General features: G+C 44.9%; 7 protein-coding genes. All 7 read right to left on the bottom strand.

What is annotated here, in order from left to right:
- Positions 1-308: 308 nt before the first annotated feature.
- A complete protein-coding gene (locus NSS87_RS16070; protein WP_339241197.1) occupies positions 309-7,082 on the bottom strand; it encodes a stalk domain-containing protein in 6,774 nt (2,257 codons plus the stop codon).
- A 109-nt stretch (positions 7,083-7,191) separates the two neighbouring features.
- The gene (locus tag NSS87_RS16065; RefSeq protein WP_339241195.1) at positions 7,192-8,133 is read right to left on the bottom strand and encodes a hypothetical protein; all 942 of its coding nucleotides are present in this window, start codon (positions 8,131-8,133) and stop codon (positions 7,192-7,194) included.
- A 422-nt stretch (positions 8,134-8,555) separates the two neighbouring features.
- Complete coding sequence (locus NSS87_RS16060) at positions 8,556-9,512, bottom strand: alpha/beta fold hydrolase (RefSeq protein ID WP_339241192.1); 957 nt, start codon at positions 9,510-9,512, stop codon at positions 8,556-8,558.
- A 32-nt stretch (positions 9,513-9,544) separates the two neighbouring features.
- On the bottom strand, positions 9,545-10,747 hold the full coding sequence (locus NSS87_RS16055; protein WP_339241189.1) for a hypothetical protein: 1,203 nt from the start codon (positions 10,745-10,747) through the stop codon (positions 9,545-9,547).
- Positions 10,748-11,010: 263 nt separating this feature from the next.
- On the bottom strand, positions 11,011-11,859 hold the full coding sequence (locus NSS87_RS16050) for a carbohydrate ABC transporter permease (RefSeq protein WP_339241187.1): 849 nt from the start codon (positions 11,857-11,859) through the stop codon (positions 11,011-11,013).
- 17 nt (positions 11,860-11,876) lie between these two features.
- Positions 11,877-12,746 (bottom strand): sugar ABC transporter permease, encoded by an 870-nt coding sequence (locus NSS87_RS16045; RefSeq protein ID WP_076283800.1) that lies wholly within the window; start codon positions 12,744-12,746, stop codon positions 11,877-11,879.
- Between the two features lie 118 nt (positions 12,747-12,864).
- Positions 12,865-14,202: an extracellular solute-binding protein gene (locus NSS87_RS16040; protein ID WP_339241185.1), complete on the bottom strand. Its 1,338-nt coding sequence runs from the start codon at positions 14,200-14,202 to the stop codon at positions 12,865-12,867.
- Positions 14,203-14,233: the final 31 nt, after the last annotated feature.

Raw genomic sequence — 14,233 nt, 5'->3', positions numbered from 1 at the left:
TCGTTAGTAAACGAATGGCCTCTTTTTTGATCTCATATGAGTATGTCTTAAACTTCTACCCTTTAATCGCCATAAAAATGCACCCCCTAGAATTTCATCGGACAAACCATGGGGTTTATCCAATATCTATTCTAAGGGGTGCACTTCAGTTATCATCAAGATTTTTTGATGATAACTGAAAATGAAATATTCATAATTATTCAGCGATTGCCTTTTCAACGTCCTCGAAACGAATCTTTATGAGACGCTGCAGTGCATGTTAGAGGGTTTCGTGTGTAGCTGCTATTGTTAGCGAATACTAACGAATACTACTTCATGATACTAATGGATTTCGTAGTATTATTGAAGAATACATCTGCACCAAAATATTCAGCAATGAAGCGTAATGGGAGCATAGTACGTCCGTTTACCAGTTCAGCTGCAACATCCATTCCTGGTGCAAGTTCACCGATCGCAATGGACAAAGTCTGACCTTCCAAGGTAATCATTACGGTTTTCGTAATGTTATCCCAGCCTACATTTGCTCCTAAGCTCTCAGCAACGAAGCGCAGTGGCACTAACATTCTTCCTTTAACTACTATCGACTCAACATCCATACTCATTTCGATTCCGTTTAATTTATACCCTTTCTTACCTAGAGTAAGTTCTAATTTCATAGGTTCAGGTTTGGTTGTAACAAAGATATAGCCTAGTCCTTTTGCCGTGAAGGTAAATTTACCTGTCTTATGGTCATATTTGCCGCCTAAGCGTTCCATGTTACCGTCTAATCGAAGCATGACACCGCATAACATGCTAATATCGTTAGTCGACAACTTCTCTTTTGTCAGATCGAAGGTTACTGGTATAAGCCCTGTATAATCCGTTACTTCCCGGCCATCTGCGAAGATCTTCAACTCATATCCCCGCCCTATAACTCCGTCTCTATCATTTACAGGTTTAATGACAACCTTCATCCTCTTGCCTGTATTCAACTGCTTCAACAATTCAGGGGACAATTCAACAGATACGGTGTCATTCGTAACGGTTAGCGGTTTGTTGGCTTTAATAATCGCACCGATCGTATCGTTTTGAATCTCAAGCTCATCTTTTCCGGCTGACATCGTCAATGCAATGGAATTGCCTTTCATCAGCTGTTCTTTGATTGTAGTATCAATAAGATCTGCTACAGGTGATTCTGGAGAAGGAGTCGGCGTGCTGATTTGGCCACCTGATCCTCCGCCGTTATTATTTGCAGTAATTACGATAGTTAACTCTATCGTATCCATACCAGCATGGTTAGAGGCCGTAACAGTGAATTTGTATGTTCCCGCTTCAGTAAGCACCCCTGAAATAACACCCGTAGCTCCTTCTAAATTCAACCCTGCAGGTAAATAATTATCACTCACTGTCCAGGTAATCGGTTCGTCGCCGTATACCGATAATGTTACCGTATAAGGTTCTCCAACTTTGCCGCTTGGCAGATTCTTAGTGATAATCTCCGGAGCTGTATCAACTGGCATATCCTCTTTAATCTCGATGCTCAATACTCGCTTATCTATACCAAAATCATTCGTTGCTGCAACAGTGAATTCGTAATATCCTGCCTCTTGAGGCGTACCCGAGATAACGCCTGTTGCTTCATCTAGGTTCAAATCTACTGGTAAATCTCCTCCCTGGACCTTCCAAGTAATCGGTTCGCTGCCGTATACCGCTAATGTTACCGTATAAGGTTGTCCAACTTTGCCACTCGGCAAAGTCTTAGTGATAATCTCCGGAGCTGTGTCAACTGAGACATCTTCAGTGATCACTATATTGAACGATTTCGAGTCACTGCCTGCGTCATTGTTAGCTTGAACTTTAAATGTAAATTGACCCCATTGATCCGGTGTACCCGAGATAACACCTGCATCTTCATCCAAACTAAATCCTGATGGCAATTGACCCTCTACAACAGCCCATTTGATCGGCTTATCGCTGTCAGTGGTAAGAACTGCCGAATAAGGTTGTCCTACCTTGCCATCCGCAAGTGATTTCGTCGTAATCATTGGCGCAGTACCTGCGTCTTCAACCCATTTCGCATATAATTCAATATCCCTTGTAACAGGATCAGCAACGAAATCCCAGACATCGTTTAATTCTGCATCTTGATACCAACCGCCGAAAATAGTGTTTTCTTTTGTCGGCGCTGTTGGCTCGGTAATTGTCCCGCCCATATCTGCGAACTTCATCACCACTTCGCTGCCACCGTTGGAATCAAAAGTTACCGCATAAGGGTTGTGTGCGCCGATGGAAGGCGTTCTGCCGCTAAGTGGATTGCCGAAGAAGTCTGTTCTCTCCGTCATATGAGGCAGAGCGTTCGCGCGATCCACATATGGGCTTACAATCTCGGCACCTGCACTATAGGCCAGGTTATTACCGTCAGCAAGACGGAACCCGTTCATCGCACTGTAATCAAGCTTGGCATCCACTGTTCCGCTGTTGGTAATCCAATGTTCCGGCGCAGATTTATAATCATTTAATATAGAGTTAAGTTCCTCTTCCGATACATAGCGGTTGTCTGTTGCTGTTACGCCTGCACCTAGATACCCGCCTCCGCCTGCGTTCATGCTACCAAAAAGATTAGCCGGATATACAATGTTGTTCGTAAAACGTCCGGCTGCAAATGAAGCTGATGTTCCCCCGCCTTTCAGACCAACTTGGTTGTTTGCCCCAGTGTAGGCAAAAATATTATTTTGGAAATAAATATGCAAGTTGGAGGCCGTCGGATCAAATACTAACGAACTGCTATTCTTCAATGGTGTGACGATGACATTGTTATAGTATAATCCGCTTAATTCCTCGCTCGTTGAAGAACCTCCCGCAAGTAATATAAGACTGTTAAAGCTCTTGTTAAAATCCGGGCTGCGACCGTCGTTCACGCTAATGTTATAGCGAACGATATTGCCCTTGGCAGCATTCATCTGTAAGTACCAACCGCCATAGTTATTTCGGCTGTAATTGTATTCATACACATTGTCCTGACAATAGTTGTCAATGTCCCAAGCCATACCGTCATTACTTGCATGATAAGGGTTATCCACGGCTTCATTATAGCGGAAGATCGTACCTTTACTTGCCATAATCCACGCTGCCGCATAGTTTTGCGAACCTAGATATGTTGGCGTTGTATTATTTGGCCCCCAGTTCGTAACCAGGTTGCCGCTCTTATCGCTTAAATAGCTGTATCCGCTGTCTGTAACCACATTTCGTTCCACAAGGGAGTTGTTCCCGCCGGACATGACAATGCCATCTCCAACCGAACTAGAAATCCAGTTGTTTCTAAACACAGCGTTTGATGCCCAAGGATAGCTTGAGTTACTCCAAGTAATGCCTGTGTTATTCGTCCCTGGATTGCTTGGCCCGTAGGCATTGTTGCGAATACCTTCGTTATCGCAGCGAAGGGTTTTATTCCCTTCAACCAATATATCTACATAACCATTAATAATGATGCCGCCGGACACCTTACTTGCTCCATTTGCTTGGTGCAGCCCATTTACATCATGAACGTAGTTATCTCGAATGACGATGCCTTGCATACGAGCATCAGCATAATCTTGAATATTAAACTGACCTTGTCCCAGCTTGGAAATCCGTGACATTACAGCGATACCAGAACGGCCGTCACCTGCTTTATTGCCGATGTTCGTTACTTCAATTCCACTGACTACCCAATAGTTAACGTCATATAACTCAATGGTACCGTTTAAGGAAATGCCTGATGGGCTTGACGCTGTTCCTCCACCATTAATTATCGGGCGTTGGTTAGGGTCGGTCGTATTATATTTTGTAAGCGTAATCGGATTTCCTTCCTCACCATTGCCGCGCAGTCTGATTTGTTCATTCCATACGCTATTCGCATCCAGATAAATGGTTGAACCTGGCATAAATACATATTCATTAATCTTGGAGATTGATTTCCATGCCGTAGCCGGTGTGCGTCCATCTGCATGATCGTCACCGTTATTGGAGAAATAATAATCACGGACTTCAAGTGGTAGAATGTTCAACTCGAATGTGATTTCGGCAGGATTCAGATCCAGTCTAACGGTATATTTTCCTGGCACGATATTATTTCTTGCGAATGATTCTTTGTTAATTTTCAATACATTACCGCTAACCGTATAATCCACATCCCGCTGCAGTGTTACAGCGCCGATCTCTACTCCAGCTAGATCTGCTAAATCAGGATTTACGGTGATATTATAGTCGTCCAGACCAATAACATATGTGCTGTCTTCCAAGTGGCTATACTCTTTGGGCATGAGCTTTAGCGTAATAGAAGATGTTCCGGTTTGGGCTGTTATTTCACTATCGATAACATATACGTCATCGATAAAGTGCCTGTTCTGTATATCCTTAATCGTTCCAGCCTTGTTGCCCCAGTTCGTAGCAAGCTGCAATGCATCAATCTTGGAAATATTGTTCTTAACTAGGGTATCAAAATTGCCGCCGTCAGTTGATTGCCTTTGAATGTCTTGTCCATCGATTTTATAGGTCGTTCCCGTTGATGTAACGAACCATTGGAATTTATGCCAGCCTTCGCTTCGCTTGACATCTACAGGATAGAATCTCCCGGATGAACCGGGTCTGACTGCGTAATTGGTCAGATTTCCGGCCCAATCGCCATCTCCATTGCCATAATTTATTGCGATATGTTCATTGGATGATGGGGTTAAACCAAAGACAGCGTGGTCATTGGAAGCCGCTCTGCCATCATCATAATACCAAGCAGTAACGATTGTTGTCTTACCGGTTGCGGGGGTGTAATTATAGGTACCTGGAACAGTAGCCACCTGACCGGCGCCGCTTAATGTTGCGGCCTTTCCTCCGGTACGGGACATCACATCGCTGTGAACATATCCGTTCGCACCATTTGAAAATTTCTTCTCCCCTTCAAATCCATCGTAAAACATAGTGTCAGCCTTATTGAAGTAATCAACGCTCACTTGAACAGTGACCTCTTCGCTCCCTGTTGGAACATAACCTTTCTTAACCGTCACGAATCCGGCATCATCAACTTCAATCTTATCCTTGTCTTGATCTGCCGGGCTGAAGCTGATGTTATCAGCAACAAACACATCAGAAGTATCAACGATTAACCGCGTTCTATCTCCAGCTCGTAAAGTATCGCTCTGGCGAATTAGCGCAATGTTGGCTGAATATTGTGCACTCTCTCCTGATTCATCAGAGTCTAAGAATCGTGACGTTGCGTTGCCGTTTGCTTTTATTTTAAATGTATCATTTAAAGTCGGGGACAAAGCCGCATCATTGCTTGTTGCTGCAATCGGGCTTCCTTTAGCCACTCCATTACTGAAGAGTTGAACCGAATAGGCAGATGCGTTAGCGACACGGTCCCATGTAGCGTATGTGCCGTTCCATCTGACATTTACCGGTACAGGCAATTTCTCGATCTTTAATATTCCGGATGCTGCAACTTCTTCACTGATGTCCCCCGCATTATTAATGACAATGGCTGTAACCGTGTAGTTGCCCACTCCCAGTGCCCTTGCATAGGGCAGAACATGATGCCTTTCATGATTGTTAGGCTGGTCGGGTCCTCCATTTTTCGATAAATAATAACCAACAGGTCCACCGTCTTTGAACAGCGTTACAAGGGTGTCACCGTAATTGGAAGCGCCACTATAAATGCCCGTGTCCGAGTCAAGCGTCGGGTTAATTGGCGCATTCACCTGTGTATTGGTGGTTATCAACAACGGTACAGCATTGGATTTCACCACAATTCCGTCTGCCGTAGACACTTCGCAATAATAGAAATTGCCTTGTTGTGAAGCTGCGTCCACATTGGGAAGCGTTAATAGCGCCTTATCAGCTCCGCTGACTTTTGTCCCGTTCAAGCCAGACTCGTCGTCAGATACATACCATTGATATGCTGAAGCAGCGGCTGATGCCGCAACGCTAAATGTTGCCGTCTCACCTTGTTTCACTTCTGCCGCTGTTGGCTGAGTGATTATTTCTAAATTTGGCAATCCACCGGGAGGTACCAAATTCAATGTTAATGTTCTGGTTCCTGTTGTTGTAGCTACATCTTTAACAACATAAAAATCGTCGATTAGATGTTTATTTTTAATATAAGCTTTGTTGCCTGACTGGTTGTTCCATCCTCCTGCTATTTTAGGCTGAATGGTTGTACCGCTCTTCATAGCTTTGTAAATATTACTTTGCGCTGAATCGGATATTAATGTTCCGTCTATTTGTAAAGTCGCACCATTCGGTGTAATGAGCCACTCGAATTTATGCCAGCCTGTGGAACGTAAAGCCCCGCTATCTTTCCAACGGTTTCCTGCTGTACCCGCTGATGATGGTGCATATGCCCAAGTATATCTAGTCGGGTTATGAATAACATCAGCCTCTGAACTTTGATAGAATGTCCCGGCAAAGGTGGCATTTTTGCCATCTACAATAGCAAATTGAGTTCTATCCGTCGCTGTCTTCTCCTCATCAGGATACGGGTCAAAATACCATGCCGTCATCTTATAATTGCTACCTGTCGGCAATGCCACGTCTTGGGCAACATTTTCATTATTCGTATCACTTGAAGGTGTAATCGCTTTCATTCCAGAACGGGACTGAGCATCGGAAAGCGTGTATGACGAACCTAATTTGCCAGTTGATGTCATTGGACCATTGTTGTTCTCGAAATCCTCCATGAATAATACATCTGAGTCATGGTAATAACTCGCCGCGGCCGTGATTGTCACCGGGATGCCCGGAGCACCTGGCAACGCAAATGTATAACCGCTAGCTAAAGTAATGTTCCCCTGATTATTAACAGTTAAAAGATTCGCATTGCTGGAATCATAATTAACCTCGTCAATAACCGGTCCTTTCACGAGACTGCTTAAAGGCGAACCTTTATAGGTAAGATTCACCCTGCCTGCCTGACCTGCCGCTTGTGTCAATTCTAGTACAACAGAGTCAAAAGATTCGCCCCCTCCCGCAGCTGACACTTCAGATGAAGGCGCCAAGCCGAACAGACCAGGGAACACCAACGAAGTTGCCGTAATCATCGACAAAGCTTTTTGCATCCATTTCGATCGTATCATCCAAAAACTTCCTCCCTTTGAAATTAATAAATTAATACTTTATAAAAAATCTGCATCTATGGAAGCCTCAATAGACATAGATTTTTATAAACTTAAAAACATAACTATTCTAGTTCACTACTAATTCACTGAATCGATTACCGTTATATACGATCTTCAACTTATTCGTATTTGCAATTAACGCTCGCAAGTCAGACTCCGCCGATCCGTATAGAATGGAATCTTTCACTTCTTCCAGTTTAAGCTTGGTGATTTCCGGTTTTGTGGTTAATGTGGCAACGACATCCTCGCCCATATATTTACCGATTACTGTCTCACCTACAGAAGCAGCAGCTAAAGACTCCCAGAACTTAAGAGACTCGGTTTCTTCTTTGGATATATCCAAACGGTTTAGCACTTTCTCTTCCTTGGCCTGTCCCGCTGTCGCTAACGCAGCCGTCAATTCATTTGCAACACGAACATATTCCGCACTTTTTGATGCATACTCAACTTGCAACTCTGCTTCGCTCATTTTCGTTTTTTTAACCTGCGTTTCTACCAAATCCGGCCAACGGGCGCCACTTAAATATTGCATGTATTGATTTAAATCAAACTGAGGCAATCCATAGTAAGTCCCTTCTGAATCATCCATCTTAGCTCGCTTAACATTTTCATCTTCCATGTCGGATTTTAGCTCATCAAAGCTTTTGTAAGGGGCGATCCCCCGCTCATCTGCAATAAATTGCTCCTGCTTGGTCTTTAGCAATGCAGTCATTGCAGATTTTTTGGCGTATTCAGTTGGGGTTTCATGATTTTCTCCGTATTGACGTGTCCAGAAGCCCTCATCTACTTGGACCCCATAAGTTCTGAAGAAATAGTCTGCCGTTATAGCTCTATGCTCCTTGACATAAAATTGAAATTCGTCCTCTGTTACGGCGTATCCATCTACTGTAAATATCCAATCTTCATGTAGCTCCGCCTTTTTGTTAGTTAAACTCAACACGAGTAAAGCAAGAACAATCAGAGTGGTAAACAAAATAATCACGGTTGCTTTTCGTCTAGTAATCCCCATGACGCCCCCCCCTTTCAAATATTCAACCTAGCTTTGCAAGAAAGCCTATGACAGTGAAATTCATCGCCGTTGCTGGAGAAGTTCCCAAATTTAAATGGTTAGACATAATTGTAAGTTTAGCTGCCCTCTAATGTAAGCGCTTATTTAGACTGAATTAAAACAAATTTGACTAATAAAAAAACAGTTCTAGTTCGCAATTTTGTGTGTGCTAGGGGATCAATATCATATAAAGGAACTGTCGTTTTGACAAAGTAACACCTCAATTTTGGTTTTCAAAAGACAGCCTAAAGGGAGCTGTCCGTTATAATCCCCAAAACACTAATGGCTTCGCCCTCTGAAAACAAAGGACGAAGCCATTAGATATTAACGTTTAAATGTAATTATGGATGATTATTTTAATGTTGATATCTCGTTCTGATTCATTACTCCAGGAAAAATTGCATCGTCCGGTCGGACGAACCCGGTAAATACTCATGTCCAAAGTCAGGATAAATAACAAGCTGCTTCATCGTGTTCATTTTATTGTATGCTGCAAATTGCGTAGATGGCGGGCATATGGTATCCATTAGCCCGACGCTCATCATGACCTCGCCACGAATTCGATCAGCTAGAAATTGTATGTCAATGTAGCCGAGCTTCTCAAATACATCATATTCGCGTTGATGAAGCACATCATAGTAGCGAAAATACGTACGCAGCTCGCCATAAGCTTCTTGATCTAAATCCATGTCCCATGTACGCTTGTAATCACTAAGAAAAGGGAAAATCGGTGCAAGCTTCTTCACTCTCGGCTCCAATGCAGCACAAGCTATCGTAAGTCCACCTCCCTGAGATCCCCCTGCAGCGTAAACGCGTTCAGGATCGACTTCAGGCAGCTTCATCGCTATTCCGGCAAGCTGTGCAGTATCTAAAAAAATGTGACGAAATAGCAGTTCATCCGGGTGATCATTTAACCCGCGGATAATATGTCCGTGATGCGTATTTCCCTTTACCCCTCCTACATCCTCCGAGGTTCCCCCCTGGCCGCGGCAATCCATGGCAAGCACAGAGAAGCCTAACGATACATAAGCCAGTTTCTCGCTCCAATCCCCGGCATGGCCGGAATAGCCGTGAAACATAACGACAGCCGGATGAGGGGTTTCCATATTCTTAGGGCGCACGTACTTCACATGAATTCGCGCTCCCTTCACGCCCGTGAAATACAGGTCAAAGCATTCGGCATGGGGTACTTGAAAGCTGCTGGGCACCAGCTCAAGCTGCTGATCAACAGTCCGCATCTCTGCCAGAGCACGCTCCCAATATTCATCGAAATCCGCTGGGCGTGGATTCGTTCCTTCATAGGTTTTCAATTGTTCTAACGGCATATCAACAAGTGGCATAGTTCTTCTCCTTATTGCTTATTGGGTCGGCATCATCCACTGCATGGAGCGGAATAAACTCGGTCTTTTCTCGGAACCGATGCCGCTTGCCCATTCGATCCAGCCTCGTCGTCCCTGTCCATCATGAACCCGCCATTGAACTCATTGTATACATTGAAACCGATGAGCTGATCCTTGTACTGCTCTATATAAGCTTTAGCGTATTCCGCAAGTCCCCTTCTTCCTATATCCGTGTAGGGTGTTGCATTATTATCGTAGAATGGGTTGTTAAATGCCGCCACAAAAAGCAGCTTAAGATCATTCTCCGCAAGCTTCTGCATATAATCATCCGGTGAAGGGGCGAAGGTATAGACGCCTTTTTGTTTCTCGATGCTGCTCCATTCCATGCCATCCCGAACGAAGGATGCGCCCATATAACGGATCAGTTTACTCAGCTCTTTGCTCCACCCGGAGGCAGTCCAGTTCAAATGCGTGCTGACACCAAACGGTGATTCCCCATTACCGGGTGGCAATGCTGAAGAAACAACGGCGTAAGCTGTACTTCGGACCAGTGGTTCACTGCCGGGTCTCTCCGCAGTAACTTCAAGCGTAAAATAGCCCAATTTGCTGAAAGGCACCGTGATCTGAGCTTTCCCGGCGACCGGACTCTCGCTTCCCGAAGTAATCTGTGCGCCATAAATATCATATGTGGCCCAACTTACTGATGGTCTGTTTGTTCTTACAATAAAAACGTTCGGTTCAGAATCCAGAAAAATATTGCCAAGTGCTGTTTGCTGAATTTTCAGCTCTGGCTGCCAATCACCCATCTGAGCCGTCATGTGGTCAACCAGGATAGTGGCCGGTAACGCGGCGTTCTTCATATCAAATCGGTCGAAAAGGATTGTGATGGCGTTTGCCGGTTTATGCCATACACCGTCATTTGCTCCATTCCAGTAAGTAAATGTGTTCGATCCCATCTGACTTACGACAACCTGCTGCCAATTCGATGTATTTTGCAATGTAATGCGCTGTTGGAATGTTTGCCCTGTCGAATCTGTCGTTCGGATTCGCAGTGATTTCAAGTCCGAGGTTTTGACCCAGAACGCCAGTTGTTCAATATCTAGCTCATCCACCTCTTTTTTTATGGATGCAAATGGCGATCCCGTTGGTCTTAGGCTGAAATCTGCTTTTATTTGTCCCATATGGGCTCCGTTGTAACTCTCAGCTGATTCGATCCGATTGAAGCTTCCCTTCACTTCAGGCGAATCGCCTATGCAAAAAGCCAGTTATCGTCCCCTTGCTCAAAATCACTTAGTACTGATTAAAATCCGCTGTTGCATGCGCAGGGCTGTAGAACAATACCAGATTGGACAATAAAACCATGACAGTCACAATCGATATTCTCTTCATACAGACGAAATTCCTCCTAAAACATTTTTGTATGCGCTATCATAAAACATTTTGAATGGACCCCGAGGCGTCTGTAATCTCCGTCTATCTCTATTGTTCATATCGTTGTTTATCCTTTGACAGCTGAGCTTGAGAAGCCTTGAATAATATACTTTTGGCCCAGGAAGAAGACAATGAGCAGCGGCACGACTCCCGCTGTAGCGGCAGCCATCATCATGTTATAATCCACTCCCGCTTCCAGCATGAAATTCTGCATGCCTAACGGTACCGTGAACAATCTTTTGTCTAACAGGAAGATCAAGGAATTCTCGTAATCGTTCCACGTCCATGTAAAATCAATAATTGCGAAAGTTGCAAGCACTGGTTTGGATAGTGGCAGAAACAGTTGAAAGAATATCCGGAAATGACCGGCTCCGTCAATGAAAGCCGCTTCCGATATTTCATGGGGAATGCTCATGAAAAATTGCCGAATCATAAAGACGCCGAACACCGTAAATAAGCCTGGGAGGATGAGCGCCCAATGGGTATTATATATTTTCATCCAATCAAACATGATGAATTTCGGGACAAACAACACTTGCTGTGGAATCATCATCAGACACAGATACAGCAAAAAGATGGCGTTCCTTCCCTTAAATGGAATCCGGCTGAAACCATATGCGGCAAAAGCGGCCAACAAAGGAGCTCCAATCATCAAAATCAAAGATATTTTCAAGGAATTGAAATAAAAAAGCGAAAATCCGTCTCCAGTCGTCCAAACCTTAAAATGGTTGGTCCATACAGGATCGTGTGGAATCCACTGAATCGGATAGGTAAAAACGTCCTTCGGCTTCTTAAACGAAGTGCTGATCATCCAGATCATAGGTGACAGCAGCAGCAGACTGGCAAGCGCCATGATGATCGTATTGAAGGTTCTCATCACCTGTGTTCTGATTACTCTTACATTTCTCCTAGCCATTGTGCGTCTCCCCTCTGTTAGTAATGGACCCATTTTTTCTGACCAACCCATTGAATAAGCGTGATGCACAGGATGATCAGGAACATAGTCCACGAGACAGCCGACGCGTACCCCATTTCATAGAAGTTGAAGGCTTTTTTATATGCAAAAATCGAGAAAACCGTCGTACTATTGCCCGGTCCGCCTTGGGTAATCGCATAAATCATGCCAAATCCCTTGATCGAGCCGATAAAACCAGTAATCATTAAGAAAAACGTCGTTGGACTCACTAATGGAAAAATAATGAGATGCAGCAGTTGCCCAAATGTTGCTCCGTCTATCTTCGCGGCTTCCAGTTGCTCGGCGGACAATTCCTGCAAGGCAGCTAAATAAATGATCATGTTATAGCCAATGCCACCTGCGGTCATCATAATCAGCACTGCATACATTGCTGTATCCGGGGAAGCAAACCATTGTGGAGGATCAGTTATACCAATGGAGTGCAGGAAGGCATTTATCGGACCACTACTAGGCTGAAATAGTACCATCCAGACGAAAGCAATGGCTATGCCACTGGTAAAATACGGAGCGAAAAAGAACGCTCTAAGTGTCTTTTGAAAATACGTCCGATTATTAAGCATGACAGCAATCAGAAACCCAAGCATGATAGAAATCGGTACAGGGATCAGTAGCAGCAAGGTGTTTTTGACCGATACTAGGAATAAATCGTCTCTCACCAGCATCCTGAAATTATCCAATCCAACGTAGTGCGGGGCTTCCCCACTAGCGAATACCCAATCCGTAAACATTAAATAAAAGGAGAACAGGGCCGGAATGAGCATAAACACGGTCATTCCGATAAGATTGGGAGCGATAAACACATAACCAATCAGCCTCTGTCGTTTCATCCAGCTCACGATCGGTCACCGCCTTTCTCTCTAAATAAGGTAACTTGCATCATCAGGCAGCTAGCGGTGTATAGAGGGATACGGTACGAATCACCCGCCCCTCCTTGGCCAGGTTGTGCTATTTCGATGATGCCTGCAAATTCTTGTTATGCACCCGTGCTAATTCTTTCGCGCCATTTTCAGCTGTCAGCTTCCGAGAAAACACGTTGTCATAGATAGCTTGTTGCTCGCTTCCTGTCTTCCGGTCCAAACGGCTCAGACCCAGCGGCAGATCACCGAACATGACCCGTTTGATTGAATCCAGATCATACGTGTCTTCCACACCTTTGAACATTAGCGCGACAGCCTCATCGACCGGGAAGTCCTTGGAGGAAGGTACTCTTCCGCCCGCCGCCATCGGCAGCATCCCTTCATCTGCATACCACTGTATAAATTTCCAGGCAGCTTCCTGATGCTTGGAGCTCGGATTGATGGAAATCACATCTCCCAGGCCACCGGCGTTAATATAATCGGTCTGATCCTTGTTCACTTTGGGAGCTGGTGCCGCTGCCACCTTGAACGACCGGGGAAATTCAGCTATATTATTCGTCGTGCGGAAGATCTGGTTCGTGGAGAACAACATTGCGGCTTCTCCTTTCACGAACATCTGGTCCAAGGCAGGCTTCGAAGTGATCTGCTCAGTATGAGGCATCAGGCTCTTATCGGTGAACATCATGTCCGAATAGACCTGAAGCGTCTTGACCGTTAGCGGGTTATCAAAAGCGGAAGTTCCATCGTCTTTGGTCAGTTGCAAACTTTGCTTCTGCAAGGACCCGTTGATAGGCACGGTGAAGTAATAATCGCTCTGTGCCAATCCCCATACCTTGTTACTCTTCAGTTTGGCAGCGTAATCTCTAAACTCTTCCAGCCCCCAATCCGTCGGAACCGGCAGTCCTTTTGCATCGAGCATATCCTTGTTCAACCAGACAAAAGACAAGCCTTTTTGGGTAGGCAGACCATAATACTTGTCGTCTACTTTCCATAGCGCAGCGCCTTCCCCCATCTTATCGTCCACGTTGTAATCGGAGAATTTGCCCAAATCAAGTGCGTTGCCTGCTTTAATCCGTTTCTCGTAAAGGCTGAAATCATAGTTGACGTACATGTCCACGGGCTGATTAGAGATGAGAGCTGTATCCAGCTTCAGGTTCCCAGCATCGTCATTGACGAACCGCACATACTCCACCTGAACATCCGGATTTTGCTTATTCCAGTTGTCTACGACCTCTTGTGGGCCATTCTCGGATGGTACCGCTCCCCACAGGGTAAGTTTGATCGGCTCACTGCTGGTCTTAGTTGCTCCAGGAGAAGTCGCTCCCTCCGCTTGCTTGCCACCCCCGCTTCCACCACAGCCGGCGAGTGCCAGAGGCACGGTCATAAACAGAGCAAACCCTGCCATCATCCATTTTCTGTTTCTCATCTTCCTGCAACCTCCCTTTGATTGGATTGTT

The sequence above is a fragment of the Paenibacillus sp. FSL F4-0243 genome, from assembly GCF_037963295.1.
Classification (GTDB): domain Bacteria; phylum Bacillota; class Bacilli; order Paenibacillales; family Paenibacillaceae; genus Paenibacillus_AQ.
Note: the sequence above shows the minus strand (reverse complement) of the source record. Positions and strands in the feature narration are given on the sequence as shown.

Bases quoted from the DNA above. Each gene is read 5' to 3' on its own strand.
- NSS87_RS16045 (WP_076283800.1), bottom strand. From the start codon at position 12,746: ATGAAACGACAGAGGCTGATTGGTTATGTGTTTATCGCTCCCAATCTT.
- NSS87_RS16040 (WP_339241185.1), bottom strand. From the start codon at position 14,202: ATGAGAAACAGAAAATGGATGATGGCAGGGTTTGCTCTGTTTATGACC.
- NSS87_RS16060 (WP_339241192.1), bottom strand. From the start codon at position 9,512: ATGCCACTTGTTGATATGCCGTTAGAACAATTGAAAACCTATGAAGGA.
- NSS87_RS16065 (WP_339241195.1), bottom strand. From the start codon at position 8,133: ATGGGGATTACTAGACGAAAAGCAACCGTGATTATTTTGTTTACCACT.
- NSS87_RS16070 (WP_339241197.1), bottom strand. From the start codon at position 7,082: ATGATACGATCGAAATGGATGCAAAAAGCTTTGTCGATGATTACGGCA.
- NSS87_RS16050 (WP_339241187.1), bottom strand. From the start codon at position 11,859: ATGGCTAGGAGAAATGTAAGAGTAATCAGAACACAGGTGATGAGAACC.